General features: G+C 53.4%; 21 protein-coding genes. 13 read left to right on the top strand and 8 right to left on the bottom strand.

All coding sequences use genetic code 11. The features are described 5' to 3' along the window. Positions 1-19 precede the first annotated feature (19 nt). The 3 genes from gcvH to AB182_RS03805 all read left to right on the top strand — a co-directional run bounded on the left by gcvH (position 20) and on the right by AB182_RS03805 (position 4,222). Positions 20-409, top strand: a complete 390-nt coding sequence (gcvH, locus tag AB182_RS03795) for a glycine cleavage system protein GcvH (protein ID WP_047368957.1) — start codon at positions 20-22, stop codon at positions 407-409. A gap of 124 nt (positions 410-533) precedes the next feature. Further along, positions 534-3,407 (top strand): aminomethyl-transferring glycine dehydrogenase, encoded by a 2,874-nt coding sequence (gcvP, locus tag AB182_RS03800; protein WP_047368958.1) that lies wholly within the window; start codon positions 534-536, stop codon positions 3,405-3,407. A 71-nt stretch (positions 3,408-3,478) separates the two neighbouring features. Beyond that, complete coding sequence (locus AB182_RS03805) at positions 3,479-4,222, top strand: SDR family oxidoreductase (protein ID WP_047368959.1); 744 nt, start codon at positions 3,479-3,481, stop codon at positions 4,220-4,222. A gap of 44 nt (positions 4,223-4,266) precedes the next feature. Here the strand turns inward: AB182_RS03805 and AB182_RS03810 are convergent, their stop codons facing one another. Continuing rightward, positions 4,267-5,700, bottom strand: a complete 1,434-nt coding sequence (locus AB182_RS03810) for a 6-phospho-beta-glucosidase (RefSeq protein ID WP_047368960.1) — start codon at positions 5,698-5,700, stop codon at positions 4,267-4,269. A gap of 122 nt (positions 5,701-5,822) precedes the next feature. Beyond that, positions 5,823-6,551, bottom strand: coding sequence for a MurR/RpiR family transcriptional regulator (locus AB182_RS03815; RefSeq protein WP_039077977.1), 729 nt, complete (start codon positions 6,549-6,551; stop codon positions 5,823-5,825). A gap of 52 nt (positions 6,552-6,603) precedes the next feature. On the opposite strand from AB182_RS03815, the gene yqfB reads away from it, so the two are divergent. Continuing rightward, positions 6,604-6,915, top strand: a complete 312-nt coding sequence (gene yqfB, locus AB182_RS03820; protein ID WP_047368961.1) for a N(4)-acetylcytidine aminohydrolase — start codon at positions 6,604-6,606, stop codon at positions 6,913-6,915. Between the two features lie 162 nt (positions 6,916-7,077). Then, positions 7,078-7,737, top strand: a complete 660-nt coding sequence (gene trhA / locus AB182_RS03825; RefSeq protein ID WP_047368962.1) for a PAQR family membrane homeostasis protein TrhA — start codon at positions 7,078-7,080, stop codon at positions 7,735-7,737. Between the two features lie 84 nt (positions 7,738-7,821). On the opposite strand, the gene ygfZ is transcribed toward trhA, so the two are convergent. Further along, positions 7,822-8,802: a tRNA-modifying protein YgfZ gene (gene ygfZ, locus AB182_RS03830; protein WP_047368963.1), complete on the bottom strand. Its 981-nt coding sequence runs from the start codon at positions 8,800-8,802 to the stop codon at positions 7,822-7,824. A 249-nt stretch (positions 8,803-9,051) separates the two neighbouring features. Between ygfZ and sdhE the strand changes: the two genes are divergently transcribed. Beyond that, positions 9,052-9,318, top strand: a complete 267-nt coding sequence (gene sdhE / locus AB182_RS03835) for an FAD assembly factor SdhE (RefSeq protein WP_039077973.1) — start codon at positions 9,052-9,054, stop codon at positions 9,316-9,318. Then, positions 9,299-9,715 carry a protein YgfX gene (locus tag AB182_RS03840; RefSeq protein ID WP_039077972.1) on the top strand — a complete coding sequence of 139 codons (417 nt, stop codon included), beginning with the start codon at positions 9,299-9,301 and terminating at the stop codon, positions 9,713-9,715. Before sdhE ends, AB182_RS03840 begins: the two co-directional genes overlap by 20 nt. Before the next feature lie 2 nt (positions 9,716-9,717). Here the strand turns inward: AB182_RS03840 and fldB are convergent, their stop codons facing one another. Continuing rightward, positions 9,718-10,239 carry a flavodoxin FldB gene (gene fldB / locus AB182_RS03845; protein WP_047368964.1) on the bottom strand — a complete coding sequence of 174 codons (522 nt, stop codon included), beginning with the start codon at positions 10,237-10,239 and terminating at the stop codon, positions 9,718-9,720. A 101-nt stretch (positions 10,240-10,340) separates the two neighbouring features. On the opposite strand from fldB, the gene xerD reads away from it, so the two are divergent. The 5 genes from xerD to lysS all read left to right on the top strand — a co-directional run bounded on the left by xerD (position 10,341) and on the right by lysS (position 16,431). Continuing rightward, entirely contained in the window at positions 10,341-11,237 is an 897-nt protein-coding gene (gene xerD, locus AB182_RS03850; protein ID WP_047368965.1) for a site-specific tyrosine recombinase XerD, read from the top strand. Between the two features lie 24 nt (positions 11,238-11,261). Beyond that, a complete protein-coding gene (gene dsbC, locus AB182_RS03855) occupies positions 11,262-11,975 on the top strand; it encodes a bifunctional protein-disulfide isomerase/oxidoreductase DsbC (RefSeq protein WP_047368966.1) in 714 nt (237 codons plus the stop codon). Positions 11,976-11,980: 5 nt separating this feature from the next. Then, a complete protein-coding gene (gene recJ / locus AB182_RS03860; RefSeq protein ID WP_047368967.1) occupies positions 11,981-13,714 on the top strand; it encodes a single-stranded-DNA-specific exonuclease RecJ in 1,734 nt (577 codons plus the stop codon). Positions 13,715-13,805: 91 nt separating this feature from the next. Beyond that, positions 13,806-14,904 (top strand): peptide chain release factor 2 gene (prfB, locus tag AB182_RS03865; protein ID WP_103281441.1). Its coding sequence is split into 2 segments (ribosomal slippage): positions 13,806-13,880 and positions 13,882-14,904, totalling 1,098 coding nucleotides; the frame shifts between segments, so codons are not numbered across the junction. Positions 14,905-14,913: 9 nt separating this feature from the next. After that, entirely contained in the window at positions 14,914-16,431 is a 1,518-nt protein-coding gene (gene lysS, locus AB182_RS03870) for a lysine--tRNA ligase (RefSeq protein ID WP_047368969.1), read from the top strand. 46 nt (positions 16,432-16,477) lie between these two features. On the opposite strand, the gene idi is transcribed toward lysS, so the two are convergent. The 4 genes from idi to AB182_RS03890 all read right to left on the bottom strand — a co-directional run bounded on the left by idi (position 16,478) and on the right by AB182_RS03890 (position 19,965). Beyond that, positions 16,478-17,023 (bottom strand): isopentenyl-diphosphate Delta-isomerase, encoded by a 546-nt coding sequence (gene idi / locus AB182_RS03875; RefSeq protein ID WP_047368970.1) that lies wholly within the window; start codon positions 17,021-17,023, stop codon positions 16,478-16,480. Between the two features lie 117 nt (positions 17,024-17,140). Continuing rightward, positions 17,141-17,857 carry a DUF554 domain-containing protein gene (locus AB182_RS03880; protein ID WP_047368971.1) on the bottom strand — a complete coding sequence of 239 codons (717 nt, stop codon included), beginning with the start codon at positions 17,855-17,857 and terminating at the stop codon, positions 17,141-17,143. Positions 17,858-17,873: 16 nt separating this feature from the next. Then, positions 17,874-18,461, bottom strand: coding sequence for a UbiX family flavin prenyltransferase (locus tag AB182_RS03885; RefSeq protein WP_047368972.1), 588 nt, complete (start codon positions 18,459-18,461; stop codon positions 17,874-17,876). A gap of 10 nt (positions 18,462-18,471) precedes the next feature. After that, positions 18,472-19,965 (bottom strand): UbiD family decarboxylase, encoded by a 1,494-nt coding sequence (locus AB182_RS03890; protein ID WP_047368973.1) that lies wholly within the window; start codon positions 19,963-19,965, stop codon positions 18,472-18,474. A 218-nt stretch (positions 19,966-20,183) separates the two neighbouring features. Between AB182_RS03890 and AB182_RS03895 the strand changes: the two genes are divergently transcribed. Then, on the top strand, positions 20,184-21,083 hold the full coding sequence (locus AB182_RS03895; protein ID WP_047368974.1) for a LysR family transcriptional regulator: 900 nt from the start codon (positions 20,184-20,186) through the stop codon (positions 21,081-21,083). Positions 21,084-21,121: the final 38 nt, after the last annotated feature.

The following is a 21,121-nucleotide window of genomic DNA, read 5'->3' on the forward strand; positions in this document are numbered from 1 at the left end:
CTTATTTGGAGAGTTAGTGATGAGCAACGTACCTGCAGAATTGAAATACAGCAAAGAACACGAGTGGCTGCGTAAAGAAGCGGATGGCACCTACACCGTCGGTATCACTGAACATGCGCAGGAATTGTTGGGTGACATGGTGTTTGTTGACCTGCCAGAAGTGGGCGCAACCGTTGCTGCTGGCGATGATTGCGCCGTTGCCGAATCAGTAAAAGCGGCTTCCGATATTTATGCCCCGATCAGCGGTGAAATCGTTGCTGTCAACGAGACTCTGGGCGATGCGCCGGAGCAGGTTAACAGCGAGCCTTATGGCGAAGGCTGGATTTTCAAAATCAAAGCCAGTGATGAAGCAGAAGTTGATGCGCTGCTGAGTGCGACAGAATACGAAGCACTGTTAGAAGACGAGTAATTGTTAATCCCCCTCTCCCTTTGGGAGAGGGCAGGGGTGAGGGTGCCAATCTTCCCCTCACCCTAACCCTCTCCCGGAGGGAGAGGGAACTTATATTCACCGCACGTTTCAGGAACCATCGCTCATGACACAGACTTTAAGCCAGCTTGAAAACCGTGGCGCTTTCATTGAACGTCACATTGGGCCGGATGCTCAGCAACAGCAGGAGATGCTGAAAACGGTTGGCGCGGATTCATTAAATGCACTGATTGCGCAGATCGTGCCGAAAGATATCCAGCTCGCCACGCCGCCGCAGGTGGGTGAAGCCACGACTGAATATGCCGCGCTGGCGGAGCTAAAAGCGATTGCCGGTCGTAACAAGCGCTTTAAGTCTTACATTGGCATGGGTTATACCGCCGTGCAATTACCGCCGGTTATCCTGCGCAACATGCTGGAAAATCCTGGTTGGTACACTGCCTATACGCCGTATCAGCCGGAAGTCTCGCAAGGTCGTCTTGAAGCCTTGTTAAATTTTCAGCAGGTGACGCTGGATCTAACCGGCCTCGACATGGCCTCAGCTTCTCTGCTGGATGAAGCTACCGCCGCTGCCGAAGCGATGGCGATGGCAAAACGCGTCAGCAAACTGAAAAATGCCAACCGTTTCTTTGTTGCTGCCGACATTCATCCGCAAACACTGGATGTGGTGCGCACCCGTGCCGAAACCTTTGGTTTTGACGTTATCGTGGATGATGCCAGTAAAGTGCTGGATCATCAGGATGTCTTCGGCGTGCTGTTGCAGCAGGTGGGAACCACCGGCGAAGTACACGACTACAGCGCGCTGATTACCGAACTGAAAGCCCGTAAAATTGTGGTCAGCGTAGCCGCTGATTTTATGGCGCTGGTGTTGTTAACCGCGCCGGGCAAACAGGGGGCAGACATTGTCTTCGGTTCCGCGCAGCGCTTCGGTGTGCCGATGGGCTACGGCGGTCCGCATGCGGCATTCTTTGCTGCAAAAGATGAATTCAAACGCTCAATGCCGGGACGCATTATCGGTGTCTCCAGAGACGCGGCGGGCAATACCGCGCTGCGTATGGCGATGCAGACCCGCGAGCAGCATATCCGTCGCGAAAAAGCGAACTCCAACATCTGTACTTCGCAGGTACTGCTGGCCAACATCGCCAGCCTGTACGCGGTGTATCACGGTCCGGTTGGTCTGAAACGTATTGCCAGCCGTATCCACCGTCTGGCCGATATTCTGGCGGCTGGCCTGCAGCAAAAAGGGCTTAAGCTGCGTCACGCGCACTACTTCGACACACTGTGCGTTGAAGTCGCTGATAAAGCCGCCGTACTGGCGCGTGCGCAAGCGGCTGAAATCAACCTGCGCAGCGATATTCTGAATGCCGTGGGTATCACGCTGGATGAAACCACTACCCGCGAAGATGTGCAGAAACTCTTTGCCGTGGTATTGGGCGACGCGAACGGACTGGATATCGACGCACTGGATAAAGATGTGGCGCTCGACAGCCGTTCCGTACCTGCCGCGATGTTGCGTGATGATGCGATCCTGAGCCACCCGGTCTTTAATCGCTATCACAGCGAAACCGAGATGATGCGCTACATGCACTCTCTGGAGCGCAAAGATCTGGCGCTTAACCAGGCGATGATCCCGCTGGGTTCCTGCACCATGAAGCTCAACGCCGCTGCGGAAATGATCCCGATCACCTGGCCTGAATTCGCCGAACTGCATCCGTTCTGCCCGGCGGAGCAAGCCGAAGGCTACCATCACATGATCGCTCAGCTTTCCGACTGGCTGGTGAAACTGACGGGTTACGATGCCCTTTGTATGCAGCCGAACTCTGGCGCACAGGGGGAATATGCGGGCCTGCTGGCGATTCGTCACTATCATGAGAGCCGCAATGAAGGCCATCGTGATATCTGCCTGATCCCAAGCTCTGCACACGGTACCAACCCGGCATCCGCACAGATGGCAGGTATGCAGGTGGTGGTTGTAGCCTGTGATAAAAACGGCAACATCGATCTGGCGGATCTGCGTACCAAAGCGGAGCAACATGCGGCAAACCTCTCCTGCATCATGGTGACCTACCCGTCCACCCACGGCGTCTACGAAGAGACTATCCGTGAAGTGTGCGAAATCGTTCACCAGTTCGGCGGCCAGGTTTATCTCGACGGTGCGAACATGAACGCCCAGGTGGGCATCACTTCGCCGGGTTTTATCGGCGCAGATGTGTCGCATCTCAACCTGCATAAAACCTTCTGCATTCCGCACGGTGGCGGCGGCCCAGGTATGGGGCCGATTGGCGTGAAAGCACACCTGGCACCGTTCGTGCCGGGCCACAGCGTGGTGCAGATTGAAGGCATGCTGACCCGCCAGGGGGCCGTATCTGCCGCCCCGTTTGGTAGCGCGTCGATCTTGCCAATCAGCTGGATGTACATCCGCATGATGGGTGCTGAAGGGCTCAAACAGGCAAGTCAGGTGGCGATTCTGAATGCCAACTACATCGCCAGCCGTCTGAAAGAGGCATTCCCGGTTCTTTATACGGGTCGCGATGGCCGGGTGGCGCATGAATGTATTCTCGACATTCGTCCGCTGAAAGAAGAGACCGGCATTAGCGAACTGGATATTGCGAAGCGCCTGATTGACTACGGTTTCCATGCGCCGACCATGTCCTTCCCGGTCGCGGGCACGCTGATGGTTGAGCCGACGGAGTCAGAAAGTAAAGCCGAACTGGATCGCTTTATTGACGCGATGCTGGCCATTCGTGGCGAAATCAACCGCGTGAAAGCGGGCGAGTGGACGCTGACTGATAACCCGCTGGTGAATGCGCCGCATACTCAGAACGAGCTGGTAACCGAGTGGCATCACGGTTATACCCGTGAGCAGGCTGTCTTCCCGGCAGGCGTGGCGAACAAGTACTGGCCGACGGTGAAACGTCTTGATGACGTTTACGGTGACCGTAACTTGTTCTGCTCCTGCGTGCCGATGAGCGAATACCAGTAATTAGCGCTACGCTTCTACAGGCCGGGTGAACGTTCGCGTTGCCCGGCCTTTTTTATTGGAGGGAATACAGATTGGCAATTGCACTGGTCACTGGCGGTAGCCGGGGAATAGGAAAGGCGACGGCGTTGCTGCTGGGCGCGGAAGGATATACGGTCGCGGTCAATTATCAGCACAATGCGCAGGCCGCGCAGTCCGTGGTGGAAACCATTATTGCGGCAGGCGGGAAGGCGTTCGCAATACAGGCCGATATCGGCGAAGAATCGCAGGTTGTGGCGATGTTTGCGCGCATTGATGAGGTGGGTGAACCGCTGACCGCGCTGGTCAACAACGCCGGAATTCTGTTTACCCAGAGTCGTGTGGAAGCGATGACAGCGGAACGGATTAATCAGGTACTGCGTACTAACGTAACGGGTACTTTTCTCTGCTGCCGGGAGGCGGTTAAACGCATGGCACTACCCCATGGCGGAAAAGGCGGGGCTATAGTGAATGTCTCTTCGGCCGGGGCGCGGCTCGGTTCGCCTGGCGAGTATGTTGATTACGCGGCGTCGAAGGGGGCGATGGATACGCTTACCACGGGGTTGTCGGTGGAAGTCGCGGCGCAGGGGATTCGCGTGAACAGCGTTCGACCAGGGTTTATCTATACGGACATGCATGCCTCCGGCGGTGAACCTGGGCGTGTCGATCGGGTGAAATCGTTGCTGCCGATGCAACGTGGCGGTCAGCCGGAGGAGGTGGCGCAGGCGATTGTCTGGCTGCTGAGCGAGAAGGCGTCTTATGTAACCGGGAGTTTTATCGAGCTGGCGGGGGGGAAGTAGTGCCGGTTTGTCCCCTCACCCCGGTGGGGTGAGGGGAACTCAACTTAGATATTCTCGCCGTTGCTGGCGATCACTTCTTTATACCAGTTGAAACTCTTCTTACGGGAACGGGACATGTCGCCGGTGCCGTCATCATGCTTGTTCACATAGATAAAGCCGTAGCGTTTGCTGTACTGACCGGTGGTGAAAGAGACGCAGTCGATGCAGCCCCACGGTGTGTAACCCATCAGGTCAACGCCGTCGTAGGTCACCGCTTCAACCATCTCCTTCACGTGAGCACGCAGGTAATCGATGCGATAATCGTCGATAATGCTGCCATCTTCTTCCACTTTGTCGTATGCGCCAAAGCCGTTTTCAACAATAAACAGCGGCTTCTGATAGCGCTCATACAGTTCGCACAGCGCATAACGCAGACCTACCGGATCAATCTGCCAGCCCCAGTCGGAGGCTTTCACGTGTGGATTCGGTACACTGCCCTGGAAGCCAGAGATCGCATCACCGCTGCCGCCTTCAGCCTTCACAGCATTCGTCATGTAGTAGCTAAAGCCGAGGTAATCACAGGTCCCTTCACGCAGAGCCTGCTCGTCGCCCGCTTCCATTTTGATGTTGAAGCCGCGGCGCTCCCATTCGTTCAATACGTAAGACGGGTAGTAACCACGCAACTGGACATCAGTAAAGACATAGCGCTCACGCATAGATTCCTGCGCAAACATCACATCTTCTGGCTTACAGGAGAACGGATACAGCGGCACCATGGCCAGCATGCAGCCGATTTTCATTTCCGGATTGATGCGATGACCAATTTTGACCGCCATTGCGCTGGCAACGAACTGGTGGTGCAGCACCTGGTACATGGTCTCTTCAGGGTTTTCATGGTCGGTATAGACCACACCGGAACAGCAGTAGCCAAACAGCGGCGCACGCCAGTTACGCTGGTTGTTGATTTCGTTGAAGGTCATCCAGTATTTCACCTTCGCTTTGTAGCGCTCAAACACCACTTCGGCGAAGCGAACAAAGAAATCAACGACTTTACGGTTCGTCCAGCCGCCGTACTCTTGCACCAGGTGCAGCGGCATTTCGAAGTGAGACAGGGTGATGACAGGTTCGATGTTATATTTGAGCAGTTCGTCAAACATATCATCATAGAATCTCAGGCCTTCTTCGTTAGGCTGCAACTCGTCGCCTTTCGGGAAGATGCGTGTCCAGGCGATAGAGGTGCGGAAGCATTTGAAGCCCATTTCGGCGAAGAGTTTGATGTCTTCTTTGTAGTGGCCGTAAAAATCGACCGCTTCATGGTTCGGGTAGTATTTCCCTTCAATGACCTGCCGGGTGATTTCACGTGGAACGCCGTGCGCGCCACCGGTGAGCACATCACAAATGCTCGGGCCTTTTCCGCCCTGATTCCAGCCGCCTTCAACTTGGTGTGCGGCAACGGCACCGCCCCATAAAAAGTCTTTTGGTAAGGTCAATTTTTTCATTGTTGCTATTCTCGCCCTGGTAATAAAATCTGCGCTCGAGTCTAGCAAAGGGAATAAAAATGTCACGATATAACAAATTACCCTTATGGTGATTTGTTACATCAATAAAACAATATGTTTTTTTATGCTATTTTCTTCGCCAGTTTCCGACCCAGTGATTCCAAAATATAAATCACCGGAATTTGCGTCGTTATATCATAAACCCCGGCAATACGCGTTTGCGGTACATGCCAGGAAAGATTGAAATCGGCCAGTTTTGCCAGTCGCGAATGCTCATGGCTGGTGATGGTCAACACTTTACAATGATGGAGGCTGAACTGGCTGGCGAAACGCAGAATCTCCTCGGTCTCCCCGGAGACAGACAACACGATAGCCAGGGCATTTCTCGCCATGTCATTCGTCACCGGGAAATAAGGGTCGTCGATATGATTACTGAATTTCCCGACGTTGGAAAAAAATCGTGCGCCGTATTTTGCCAGAGCGCCGGATGTTCCCGCGCCAACAAAAATAATACGTTCCGATGATAATATAATGTCGACCGCTTTATCTAATAACGTGTCAAACTCATCGTTATTTACGCTTTTAAAAAAACTGATAATTTCGCTGGCGCCAAAATTAGCCTGCTGGGGCTCATTTTGTTCTAGATATAATTTAAAGCGGACGCGAAATTCTGAATAACCCTCACATTGCAGTTTGCGGCAGAAACGCAGCACCGTGGTGGTTGACACCCCAGCTCCGTCGGCCAGTTCGCGGATGGTCATGTACATCACTTTGTCACGATTTTTGACGACATAGTTGTAGACCATCATCTCAAGATTGTTGAGACTGGCGATAGCGGCGTGGGAGAACATACTCACAGTATCAACGACTCACTTATCAGATTTATCATCAGGGAATAATAACATGCAGCCGAACGACATCACTTTTTTTCAGCGCTTTCAGGACGACATTCTGGCGGGCCGCAAAACGATTACTCTCCGTGATGAAAGTGAATCGCACTTTCGCACCGGGGATATCTTGCGCGTGGGGCGTTACGAGGATGACGGCTATTTTTGCACCATCAAGGTTGTTGGTACGTCCACGACCACGCTTGACAGCCTGACAGAAGAACATGCGCAGCAGGAAAACATGTCCCTGGCTGAGCTCCGGAATGTCATTGCCGATATCTATCCCGGACAGAACCAGTTTTATGTGATTGATTTCAAGGTTCTTTAGAAAAACAGTAACACCTGTTAGTTTAAATTTTTATGTAACTAACTGATATTTATCTATTCACATAAATATCATGATTTATTTTAGCGAACAGGTGTGCACTGGAATCATTCTCAGTTACTCTATAGGCGCGACGTTTTATTTTGAGTTCTCCCGGAGTTAACTATGGTGGATAAACCATTAATCGCACAGGGATACACGCTGGCTGAGGAAATAGCCAACAGCATCAGTCATGGCATCGGGCTGGTGTTTGGTATTGTAGGACTGGTGCTTCTGCTGGTGCAGGCCGTTGACACGAATGCCAGCACGCTGGCGATCACCAGCTACAGTCTTTATGGCGGCAGCATGATTCTGCTGTTTCTCGCCTCCACGCTTTATCACGCTATACCGCATCAGCGAGCAAAAGTGTGGCTTAAAAAATTCGACCATTGCGCGATCTATCTGCTGATTGCCGGAACCTATACGCCTTTTCTGTTAGTGGGACTGGATTCGCCGCTGGCCCGGGGATTGATGATTGTTATCTGGGGTCTCGCCCTGCTGGGCATCCTTTTCAAGTTGACCATTGCCCACCGTTTCAAAATGCTATCGCTGGTGACCTATCTGACCATGGGCTGGCTGTCGCTGATTGTGGTTTATCAACTGGCGATCAAACTGTCGGCTGGCGGGGTGACGTTACTGGCCGCAGGTGGCGTGGTTTACTCGCTGGGCGTGATATTTTACGTCTGCAAGCGTATTCCTTATAACCACGCTATCTGGCACGGCTTTGTGCTGGGCGGCAGTATGTGCCACTTTCTGGCGATTTATTTGTATGTGGGGCAGGTGTAGTTTGTTGGCGGGTGGCAGCTTCGCCTTACCCGACCTACACGATCGGTAGGCCCGGTAAGCGCAGCGCCACCGGGCGACACGGCATCAATCTTCCAGGGAATACGGCAACGGCTCAATGCTGAGCGTGTTTACATCGTCACGCACGCGGAACACGCTGTCGGCTTCCATATCGTTGTTCATGACGGCTTGTACCAAAAGGCGTCCATCATCCAGCTGTACGGCAGCCAATACCGTACCAGTACGACGCCAGTTTTCACCCATCTTCAGTTCCAGATCTTCACCCGCTTCCGGCACCCGGCTGGCTTTCCCCGCCAGATACCACAATGCCCGTTTGTTCGCACCACGGAATTTCGCACGGGCGACCATCTCCTGGCCGGTGTAGCACCCTTTCTTGAAGCTGATACCGCCCAAAGCCTGAATATTTGTAGCCTGGGGAATAAATTGCGCGCTGTTGACGGTGTCAATGACAGGGAGGCCCGCTTCGATATTGAGCGCCAGCCACTGCTGGCTGTTGTTCAGTTGTGCTTCGCCACGCAGGGCTTCTGTCACTTTTTCTGCGGTGGCGACATCGGTCACCAGTAAAAAACGTTCCGCCGGATGGGCAAACCAGAGAAGTGTGGTTTCACCATCCTGTACGCGCTGTTTGTCTGCATCCGGCAGGGCCGGAAACAGATTGGCAAGCGCGGCACGAGCCTGGAACCCGGCAATACCCAACAAAACATGTTCATTGTCTGCTTCGATAGTGACTTTGGAGAACACCGCGTATTTTTTCAATTCTTTAAGCTGCGAGTCTGCAACGCTACGACGCAAAATCCAGCTAAAACCCTCAGTGGTACGGAACAGACGCAGGTTGCTCCACATTTTGCCTTTCGCATCGCAGTGCGCAGCCAGCAGATGCTGGTCGTCAGTCAGTTTCGCCACATCGGCAGTCACCTGGCCTTGCAGGTATTTCTCACTGTCTGCGCCTTTGATAGTTGCCAGCGACCAGTCATCGAGAGTCATAAGCGTCAGCGGCAGGCGCGCTGATGCGGTCGGCTGGCGCGGAGGAAACGGAGTAAAAGCCATAGTATTGTCCTGATTAGCCTGATGCGTATTATCACCTAATGGTAAAAGAGCCGTTGCCCAATGCAAGCGATAAAAACAGGCGATTTGTGCCTTATAAAGAGTATGGGAAAAGTCGCGCAAAATGGCCGTAATGGTTGCAATACATGGGATTTATTCTGGAAGTCTCCTCGTAAAGATAAATATTCCGCCGATGGATGATTAAAAACACGTTACAATGGCAACCCATCGTGGCTATGCAGGTTTCAGAACATGGATATTAACAACAAAGCCCGTATTCATTGGGCATGTCGACGTGGAATGCGTGAGCTGGATATTTCCATCATGCCTTTCTTTGAACATGAATATGATTCGCTGAGTGATGATGACAAACGCGTGTTTGTGCGTCTACTGCAGAGCGATGATCCGGATTTATTTAACTGGCTGATGAATCATGGCAAGCCTCAGGATGAGGCGTTGCAGCGAATGATCCAGTTAATTCAGACACGGAATCGGGAACGTGGTCCTGTGGCAATCTGATATACGCGTCTCATGGCGCTCACAATGGCTCTCACTATTACTCCATGGCTTGATGGCGGCTTTCGTGTTGCTGCTGCCCTGGCCGTTGAGCTATACGCCGCTTTGGCTACTGCTTTTGTCACTGGTGGTGTTCGACAGCGTCCGAAGCCAGCGCCGCATTAATGCCTGTCAGGGTGAGATCAAACTGCTGATGGATGCGCGTTTGCGCTGGCAAGGCGTGGAATGGGAAATCGTCGGAACGCCGTGGATGCTGAATATTGGCATGATCCTGCGTTTACGTCGGGAAAAAGATGGCCGCCGCCAGCATTTGTGGCTGGCCGCAGATAGCATGGACGCGCAAGAGTGGCGAGATTTACGCCGACTGATTTCGCAACAATCGGCGCAACGCCAGCATTAAGCTCAGGCGAATTGCCCGGCCATTTCTACCAGAATCTGTTCGCACCAGTTCTGGATACGTTCATCGCTCAGGTCATATTGGTTGGTTTCATCCAGCGCGAGGCCCACAAACAGCTGTCCATCGGCAATGAGCGGTTTGGTGGTAGTGAATTCGTAGCCTTCTGTTGGCCAGTAACCAATGAATTTTACGCCACGCGGTGCCAGCTTATCGTGCAACATACCGAGCGCGTCGAGGAACCATTCGCCGTAGCCGAGCTGGTCACCCATACCGTACAGCGCGACGATTTTTCCGTCGAGATTGAGTGTGTCGAGCTGATCCCAGATGGCTTCCCAGTCTTCCTGCAATTCGCCAAAGTCCCAAGTGGGAATGCCAAGAATCAGAGCATCGTACTGCTCCATTAAAGCGGGGGCGTCGTCTTTCAGGTTGTGTAATGTCACCAGTTCCGGGCCGATGATATCGCGGATTTTTTCTGCCGCCATTTCGGTGTAGCACGTACTGGAACCATAAAACAGGCCGATGTTCATAACGTAAACGTCTCAATTCCGGATGTGTCTTTGCGTGCAGTGTACCAGAATCACACCGCAATCAGGCATAATGCAAGGATTCGAAGCAAGGGGGAGCACAGGTGGAACAAGATTTCGCACGTATCGAACAATTTCTTGATGCCCTCTGGCTTGAGCGAAACCTGGCGGAAAACACCCTTAGTGCGTACCGCCGTGATTTGCAGGGCCTTGTGGAATGGCTACATCATCAAGGGCTGTCGCTGGAAAGCGCGCAGGCGGATGATTTGCAAAACCTTCTGGCGCAAAGAATGGACGGTGGCTACAAGGCAACGAGTTCAGCGCGATTGCTTAGCGCCATGCGTCGTTTCTTTCAGCATCTCTATCGGGAGAAATTTCGTCAGGACGATCCCAGCGCATTACTCGCTTCGCCAAAATTACCACAGCGTCTTCCGAAAGATCTCAGTGAAGCGCAGGTTGAACGGCTATTAGCATCGCCGGGCATTGACCAGCCGCTGGAGTTACGCGATAAAGCGATGCTGGAAGTACTTTACGCTACCGGCCTTCGCGTCTCTGAACTGGTAGGGCTGACGATGAGTGACATTAGCTTGCGTCAGGGGGTTGTGCGCGTCATCGGTAAAGGAAATAAAGAGCGTCTGGTTCCGCTGGGGGAAGAGGCGGTGTACTGGGTAGAAAACTATCTGGAACATGGGCGCCCCTGGCTGTTGAATGGCGTATCGATTGATGTGCTTTTTCCGAGCCAGCGCGCTCAGCAGATGACACGGCAAACGTTCTGGCATCGTATCAAGCATTACGCGCAACTGGCCGGCATCGACAGTGAAAAACTCTCGCCGCACGTTTTGCGTCATGCGTTTGCTACCCATTTACTGAATCACGGTGCAGACTTACGTGTGGTTCAGATGTTGCTTGGCCACAGCGATCTCTCCACGACCCAGATTTATACGCATGTCGCGACGGAGCGGCTGCGACAGCTTCACCAGCAACATCACCCGCGGGCGTGATCGTTGCTTTTTAAAGGATATGTTATGAAAAAAGGTTTGATCATGTTCACCCTTCTGGCGGCGGCGCTGACCGGCACCGCGCGTGCGGATGATGCCGCTATCAAGCAATCGCTGGCGAAACTGGGTGTACAGAGTTCCGATATTCAGCCTGCGCCAGTTGCCGGAATGAAAACTGTGCTGACCAATAGTGGCGTGCTGTATGTCACCGATGACGGCAAACACATCATTCAGGGACCCATGTACGATGTGAGCGGCGCCCAGCCGGTGAACGTCACCAACCAGTTACTGATGGCGCATCTCAACGCCCTGGAAAAAGAGATGATCGTCTATAAAGCACCACAGGAAAAGCATGTGATTACCGTGTTCACGGACATCACCTGCGGCTACTGCCACAAACTGCATGAAGAGATGGCTGACTACAACGCGTTGGGGATCACCGTGCGTTACCTGGCTTTCCCCCGCCAGGGGCTGCAGAGTCAGGCCGAGCAGGATATGAAAGCCATCTGGTGCGCAAAAGACCGTAACAAAGCTTTTGACGACGCGATGGGCGGAAAAGGTGTTAAGCCGGCCAGTTGCGATCTTGATATCGCCGATCACTATGCGCTTGGCGTGCAGTTTGGCGTGAACGGGACGCCAGCCATTGTGTTAAACGATGGTTATGTTGTACCGGGCTATCAGGGGCCGAAAGAGATGAAAGCTTTCCTCGACCAACATCAAAAACAGACTGGCGGTAAGTAATTCACGTGAAAGCCGAAATTCGACTTCGCCGCCGCGAGGCAAACGACGCGGCGGATTTACCTGCCGAGCTTCCCCCACTTCTGCGTCGCCTCTATGCCAGCCGCGGTGTTTGTAGCGCTGCGGATCTGGAACGCGGGGTGAAAGGCATGCTGCCCTGGCAGCGGCTGCATGGCATTGATAAAGCGGTAGAGATTCTCTATAACGCCTTGCGCGAGGGGTTGCGTATTGTGGTTGTCGGTGATTTTGACGCCGATGGCGCAACCAGTACTGCGCTGAGCGTACTGGCCTTACGCGCACTGGGCGGCAATAACATCGCCTATCTGGTGCCGAACCGTTTTGAAGACGGCTACGGGCTAAGCCCTGAGGTCGTCGATCAGGCGCACGCACGCGGCGCGCAACTGATCCTGACCGTTGATAACGGTATCTCGTCACATGCCGGGGTTGAACGGGCCCATGCGCTGGGTATTCCGGTGGTGGTAACCGACCACCATCTTCCCGGCGAAACGTTGCCCAATGCCGAAGCCATCATTAACCCGAACCTGCGCGAGTGCGATTTTCCGTCGAAGTCGCTGGCGGGTGTAGGTGTGGCTTTTTATCTGATGCTGGCGCTGCGAACTTTTTTACGCGACAAAGGCTGGTTTGATGAGCGTGGGCTGGCGATCCCTAACCTGGCGGAACTGCTCGATTTAGTGGCCTTAGGCACCGTTGCGGATGTCGTGCCGCTGGATGCCAACAATCGCATTCTCACCTGGCAGGGCTTAAGTCGCATTCGTGCCGGGAAATGCCGTCCTGGCATCAAAGCGCTACTCGAAGTCGCTAACCGCGACGCACAAAAACTGGCGGCCAGTGACCTGGGCTTCGCACTTGGCCCACGTCTGAACGCCGCCGGCCGTCTTGATGATATGTCAGTTGGCGTGGCGCTGTTGCTTAGTGACAATCTCGGCGAAGCACGTGTGCTGGCCAGCGAACTTGATGCGCTAAACCAGACGCGCAAAGAGATTGAGCAGGGCATGCAGGCAGAAGCGTTGACGCTGTGCGAAAAACTGGAACGCAGCCGGGATACGCTGCCGGGCGGCCTCGCTATGTACCATCCTGAATGGCATCAGGGGGTGGTCGGTATTCTGGCGTCGCGTATTAAAGAGCGCTTCCACCGTCCGGTTATTGCTTTTGCGCCAGCCGGGGATGGCACGCTAAAAGGCTCAGGGCGTTCAATCCAGGGCCTTCACATGCGCGATGCGCTGGAGCGTCTGGATACGCTCTACCCTGGGTTAATGATCAAGTTCGGTGGACATGCGATGGCGGCGGGGCTGTCGCTGGAGGAGGCGCGTTTCGAGGAATTCCAGCGCTACTTTGGCGAACTGGTCACCGATTGGCTGGATCCGGCACTGTTGCAGGGTGAAATCGTTTCTGACGGCCTGTTAAAAGCGGATGAAATGACCCTTGATACAGCCGAAATGTTGCGCGATGCCGGGCCCTGGGGGCAGATGTTCCCGGAACCGTTGTTTGATGGCGAGTTTCGCCTTTTGCAACAACGGCTGGTGGGGGAGCGCCATCTTAAAGTGATGGTCGAACCGGTCGGCGGCGGCCCGCTGCTTGATGGTATCGCCTTTAATGTCGACACCTCCTGCTGGCCCGATAACGGTGTGCGCGTCGTCAATATCGCTTATAAACTGGATGTGAATGAGTATCGCGGCAATCGCAGCGTGCAATTAATCATTGATCACCTGTGGCCAATTTAACGCCAGTATTCTCTACTAATAAGGGCTGAAATCCGGTAAAATTCCGCCCTTATGACCGCATTTTGACAAGTCCATCTAAAGAAATCAGACCATGTTTGAAATTAACCCGGTAAAAAATCGCATTCAGGACCTCACGGAGCGCTCCGACGTTCTTAGGGGGTATCTTTGACTATGACGCCAAGAAAGAGCGTCTGGAAGAAGTAAACGCCGAGCTGGAACAGCCGGATGTCTGGAACGAACCTGAACGCGCACAGGCGCTGGGTAAAGAACGTTCCTCCCTCGAAGCCATTGTTGAAACGCTCGACCAAATGAGTCAGGGGCTGGAAGATGTTTCCGGTCTGCTGGAGCTGGCTGTCGAAGCCGATGACGAAGAAACCTTCAACGAAGCTGTCGCTGAACTCGATGCACTGGAAGAGAAGCTGGCACAGCTTGAATTCCGCCGTATGTTCTCTGGTGAATATGACAACGCCGACTGCTACCTGGATATTCAGGCCGGTTCCGGCGGCACCGAGGCGCAGGACTGGGCGAGTATGCTGGAGCGCATGTATCTGCGTTGGGCAGAAGCGCGCGGCTTTAAGACGGAAATCATCGAAGAATCCGAAGGCGAAGTGGCGGGTATCAAATCCGTTACCATCAAGATTTCCGGCGATTACGCCTATGGCTGGCTGCGTACCGAAACCGGTGTTCATCGCCTGGTACGTAAAAGCCCGTTCGATTCCGGCGGCCGTCGCCACACGTCATTCAGCTCGGCGTTCGTTTACCCGGAAGTAGATGACGATATTGATATCGAAATCAACCCGGCGGATCTGCGCATCGACGTTTATCGCGCATCGGGCGCGGGTGGTCAGCACGTTAACCGTACGGAGTCTGCGGTACGTATTACCCACATTCCGACCAACACGGTAACGCAGTGCCAGAACGACCGTTCACAGCACAAGAACAAAGACCAGGCCATGAAGCAGATGAAAGCGAAGCTTTATGAACTGGAAATGCAGAAGAAGAACGCTGAGAAGCAGGCGATGGAAGACAATAAGTCCGACATCGGCTGGGGTAGCCAGATCCGTTCGTATGTCCTTGATGATTCTCGCATTAAAGACCTGCGCACCGGGGTTGAAACCCGTAACACGCAGGCGGTGCTGGATGGCAGCCTGGATCAATTTATCGAAGCAAGTTTGAAAGCAGGGTTATGAGGAACCAACATGTCTGAACAACAAGCACAGGGCGCTGACGCGGCAGTCGATCTTAATAATGAACTGAAAACTCGCCGCGAAAAGCTGGCATTGCTGCGTGAACAAGGCGTGCCGTTCCCGAACGATTTTCGTCGCGACCACACCTCAGACCTTCTGCACGCTGACTTCGATGCAAAAGAAAACGAAGAGCTGGAAGCGCTGAACATTGAAGTGGCCGTCGCCGGTCGTATGATGACCCGTCGCATCATGGGTAAAGCGTCTTTCGTCACCCTGCAGGATGTGGGTGGTCGTATTCAGCTATATGTTGCCCGTGACGATCTGCCGGAAGGTGTTTACAACGAGCAGTTTAAAAAATGGGACCTGGGCGATATCCTGGGCGCAAAAGGCAAGCTGTTCAAAACCAAAACCGGCGAGCTGTCCATTCACTGTACTGAACTGCGCCTGCTGACCAAAGCCCTGCGCCCGCTGCCGGATAAATTCCACGGCCTGCAGGATCAGGAAGCCCGCTATCGTCAGCGTTATCTGGATCTGATCTCTAACGAAGATTCCCGCAACACGTTCAAAGTGCGTTCCAAAATCATGGCCGGCATTCGCCAGTTCATGGTGAGCCGCGACTTTATGGAAGTGGAAACCCCGATGATGCAGGTGATCCCTGGCGGCGCGTCTGCGCGTCCGTTCATCACCCATCACAACGCCCTGGACCTCGACATGTACCTGCGTATTGCGCCGGAACTGTACCTGAAACGTCTGGTGGTTGGCGGTTTCGATCGCGTGTTCGAAATTAACCGTAATTTCCGTAACGAAGGGATCTCCGTTCGTCATAACCCAGAGTTCACCATGATGGAACTCTATATGGCGTATGCGGATTACAAAGATCTGATCGAGCTGACCGAATCTCTGTTCCGTACCCTGGCGCAGGACATTCTGGGTAAAACCGAAGTCCCTTACGGTGATGAAGTGTTCGACTTCGGTAAGCCGTTCGAAAAACTGACCATGCGCGAAGCGATTCAGAAATACCGTCCGGAAACCAACATGGCAGATCTGGATAACTTCGACTCAGCAAAAGCCATTGCAGAAAGCATCGGCATCAAAGTTGAGAAGAGCTGGGGTCTGGGCCGTATCGTGACTGAGATCTTCGAAGAAGTGGCCGAAGCACACCTGATTCAGCCGACTTTCATCACCGAGTACCCGGCAGAGGTTTCTCCGCTGGCGCGTCGTAATGACGTGAATCCGGACATCACCGACCGCTTTGAGTTCTTTATTGGTGGTCGTGAAATCGGTAACGGCTTTAGCGAGCTGAACGATGCCGAAGATCAGGCGCAACGCTTCCAGGATCAGGTTAATGCGAAAGATGCGGGCGATGACGAAGCGATGTTCTATGACGAAGACTATGTGACCGCGCTGGAACATGGTCTGCCGCCGACTGCGGGTCTGGGCATTGGTATCGACCGTATGGTTATGCTGTTTACCAACAGCCATACCATCCGTGACGTGATTCTGTTCCCGGCGATGCGTCCGGTAAAATAAGTCGTTAAGACGTGAAAAAGCCCTGGTGTGCAAACACAGGGCTTTTTTATTGCCTGACGCTGGCGGCAAATTGTCTGAGTTGTTCGTTGGCGTTCTCTGCTTCCAGCACCATCCACGGACTAAATGCCCAGGGGGTTGCAACCAGAGAGCGGAAGAGGGCATCAGTTTTAACCCACTGATACTCCATGACTTCCTCGGTATTGATATCCAGTGGCGTAACGATTTGTGCAGCAAAGACGGGGCAAATTTCGTTTTCGACAATCCCGGACGGGTCGGTTTCGCGATAGCGGAATCCCGGCGCAATAGGCGTAATGTCGATAATATCGACCCCAACTTCATAGCGGCAGCGGCGAACCATCGCCTGTTCAAGCGTTTCCCCCTCTTGCGGATGTCCGCAAACGGAGTTAGTCCAGACACCCGGCCAGGCCTTTTTACCCATCGCCCGGCGTGTGACCAGACATTCACCATGTGAATTGAAAAGCCAGGAAGAGAAGGCGAGATGGAGCGGGGTGTTATGGTGATGAGCGGTATACTTTTCTTCCATGCCGATGGGTGAGCCGTGCTCATCCAGCAAAATGACATGTTCTTGCATGCTTATGATTTCTCCGGAGCGATATAAAACCGTATGACGCGACGCCAGTGTGGCTACGGCGCAACTCCATAGCCGGATCGGTGGCGTCGCGCCAACGGTTAAACATTATACCCGTTCTCAGGCAAACAGTTTGGCCCAGAGGGCGGAAAAGGGCATTACCAGCAAAAGGCCGGGCAGCATATTAGCGACCGGAAACGGTTTTATGTTGCAGATACGCAACCCCGTTGCCACCATAACCAGCCCGCCCGCGCAGGAGAAATCCGCCATCATATTGGGTGTGATCATGTGCAGGATATAAACGGCAATCGTTGCCAGCGCGACCTGCACAATGATCAGCGGAATACCGATGGTCATGACCGAGAAACCGAGCATGGTGGCAAAAATCGCGGCGGTGAACAGATCCAGTACTGTTTTGATATACAGAATCGACGGATCGCCGGTCATCCCTTCATGCATTGCCCCGAAGATCCCGGTGCCGCTGGCGCAAAACAGCACCAGAATGGCGACGAATTTTTCCGTGAATTCGTCATGCGTCAGCCCCTGTACCGGCGGGAAAACACGGTTGATCAAACCGCGCGTGGTACCGGCGGCTTTGCCAATCTGTTTTTCCAGGAAGAAGACTTCCCCGATGACCGCACCCAGTACCATGGCCAGTACGACAGCGGGCATAAACTTCACTTTGATAACCAGATTGATGCCCAGGCCAATCGAGCACAAACCGAAGGTCAGCGGCAGCGCAGTTTTGACGCGATCCGGAATATGGCTGCCAACAACGGAGCCAAGCAGGCCGCCGATAACGACCGCCGCGCCATTAACATAAGGTCCAATTAACATAGAAATTCCTGAGAAATTAAGCGCGATAAAGCAAGTTTCCTTCGCCCCAGCGCGGGATGTTTTTAACATCAATATCGAACAGATCCAGCGCGCGGCTGACACTATGCGTAATGATTTCGTCGGCCGTTTGCGGGCGCTGATAGAGCGCCGGAACCGGCGGGAAAATAATCCCGCCCATCTCCGTAACGGCCTGCATATTGCGAATGTGCCCCAGGTTCAGCGGCGTTTCGCGTGCCAGCAGTACCAGGCGGCGGCGCTCTTTGAGCACCACATCAGCCGCCCGGGTCAGCAGGTTATCGGTAAGACAGTGTGCGATGGAGCCCAGAGATCGCATTGAACACGGGGCGACTAACATCCCCAGCGTCTTAAACGACCCGCTGGAAATAGAAGCCCCAAGATTTCCGATCGGATGTACCACATCCGCCAGCGCCATTACCTCATCCAGCCGATAATCCGTTTCCAGCTCGCAGGTTTTTTCCGCCCCTTTTGTTACGACCAGATGGACTTCGAGAGCCTGCCCACGTAAAAGCTCCAGCGCCTTCACGCCATACTGAAAACCAGAAGCACCGCTGATGCCGACAATGATGCGTCGTGATGTGGTCACACTTATCCCCTTATTCGAAGTCTGGCAGGAAACGTTTTACATCCACCTCTTTGAACTTCGAGCGCTCAAAGTGGCTTTTCAGATGGAACGGTACCGTGCAGTCGAAGATCGTTTTGCAGGATGTCCCCTGCTGCAGAATGCTCGGGCTGTATTCCGGGATCTGCGACGGATCGAGCGGGTGGCAGCGAACGCCAGGAATAGTGATGGTATCCACATCACCCTGGTAGCGGGTTTGCATCGCCCACAACACGTCGTCACTGTCGAAAATGTCCACGTCTTCATCCACCAGAATGACGTGTTTCAGCTCCGGGAATGCTGCGAACGCGAGCAGTGCAGCCTGGCGCTGACGGCCTTCATCCACCGCAGCCGCTTTCTTAAACTGCATCACGGCCAGCAGCTTGCCGCCGCCCGCGGAGTGCGCAAACACGTTGAGTAATTTGCCCGGCATTGCACGGCCGACCATATCCAGGATGCTGGCTTCGGTCGGAATGCCCGCCATGTTGACGTGTTCTTCGCCAGGCCCGACGGTAGTGCGCCAGATAGGGTTGTAGCGATGGGTAACGGCTTTCACTTTGATAACCGGCAGCGCGTTTTTGGCTTCGCCGGTATAGCCGGGGAATTCCGGCATCGCTTTGCAGGTATTGGTGTTCTGGTCTTCACGAAGACGCACGTTTGGCAGCAGCTCGCCTTCAATGACGATTTCTGCATGAGCGATGGCTTTTTCGTTGATGGTTTTACACTGCACCATCTCCACCGCACGGCCGCGCAGCGCGCCGGCAACGCTCAGTTCGTCATAGCCCAACGGGGTTGTCGGCGGCTCGAAGCAAGCAGCGATTTCGATAGCCGGATCCACGCCGATGCTAATGGATATGGGCAGCGGTTGGCCTGCGGCTTCTGCTTTCATGCGGAACGCATCGATATGGCGGCCCGGGGTCAACCACTTGGACAGCTCATCACGGCTCTGTACGCACAGGCGGTGAATGGTGATGTCGGATTCGCGGGTTTCCGGATCGGAGGCATAGCACAGCCCCATCGTGATGTACGGACCTGCATCCTCTTCAGTATTGGTCGGTGCAGGCAGTAATTTGCGCAGGTCGAAATCGGGGTCGCTTGCCAGGTGTACAACCTGCTGGCAAACAGCGTCGTCTTTGCTCAGTACCGGCGGAATCGGGTTTTGTACGGAGTCTTTCAACAGGTGGCCAAGTTTTTCCTGTGGGCAGTTGAGAAAGTGGCTAACGCGTTTGCGTGAACCATTGAGGCCAATTGCGACACTGATATCGTGAAAGCCTTTCACTTTGTTGAAGACCATGACCGGGCCATTTTTGCGTGTTGGACGCTGGCAGGTACCGCCTGCGCCAACGTAGCGATAGACGCCGGACAGTTCGGCATGTGGATCCACTTCGGTATCGGTTTCCACATATTCGCCGGGCAAGGTTTTTAATAATTCGAGCGCTGAACGTAAATCGTAAACATCGCTGGTAGGTTTATTTTCTGAATTTGACATAGCCTGTTCCATCTCAAGAAAGATAATTAAGGTCTGCGCCTACCTTATTTTCCAGGTGCTTTTTAAACAAATACCGTTTTCCTGATTCTCCCCATATCAAAAAAATACTCTTTGCACAGATGTTAAATATTTAAAGCAAAAGTGAAATAATTAACGTGCTTTTCCTTTGGTTGGGTAAGTGTGATACTGAATGCCTCAATGCTACGGGGTATAAGCGTATGGATTTGAAAAGATTACGTTATTTTTGTCGCGTGGTGGAACAAGGCTCCATAAGCCAGGCTGCAAAAGTGCTGAATATGGCACAACCCCCGCTCAGCAAACGCATACAGGAACTTGAAGAAGAACTTAATGTGCCATTGTTTACACGCCAGGGAAATCGCATTGAACCCACTGATGCGGGTTATTTTCTTTATCGTAAAGCCTGCGAAATATTACGTCAGGTCGAAGATACCGCCCGTGAAACTGTGGCGATTGCTAATAAAGAAAAATTTCAATTGAGAATCGGTTTAACTCATCTTTTTCAGTCCTATTTTAAACCTCTGCTTCTCGAGTTATATAAGCGTCATCCGCAGGCTGAAATAAATATCTCTGTTACGGATTCCAGCCATTTAGAGACGATGCTAAATGAGGGAACTATCGATCTGGCGTTGATTCAGCGCCCGTACCGCAGTGAAGGGTTCGATTTTGTCTCCTTCGACCCGGTCAGGCTGGTGGCGGTGATCAGTAAAAAATGTCTGCCGCAGGTACCGCAAAGTCCCTTTGATTATCAGGCGCTGGAGGCATTCCCGTTGGTGCTTTTGCACCGGGCGAAAGATTCCGGCACCTATGAAATGCTGATTGATTTGTTCCGCAAAGCCGGGGGTAATCCGAAGGTTATCATGCATATCACCCAGCCGGGAGTCATTCTGGAATGGCTGGAGTCCGGGCTGGCGGCGGCAACGTTATTACCCTCCTCGGAAGTGGATGCATCGAAGTTAACAAACTGCCACGTGGTGGATGTTTTTCCCTCGCCGCAGGTCTTTTATCCGGCGCTGGTGAAAATCCCGGCCATGAACTGGCTGCCTGAAATCATGGAAATTATTGCTCACGGTTATCCCTTTATCGACAGTAAGCGGTAAGTGGTTGGCATCCCGGCGTTGGCTGCCTAGAATAAGGG

Source organism: Phytobacter ursingii, from assembly GCF_001022135.1.
In the GTDB taxonomy this organism is placed as follows: Bacteria; Pseudomonadota; Gammaproteobacteria; order Enterobacterales; family Enterobacteriaceae; genus Phytobacter; species Phytobacter ursingii.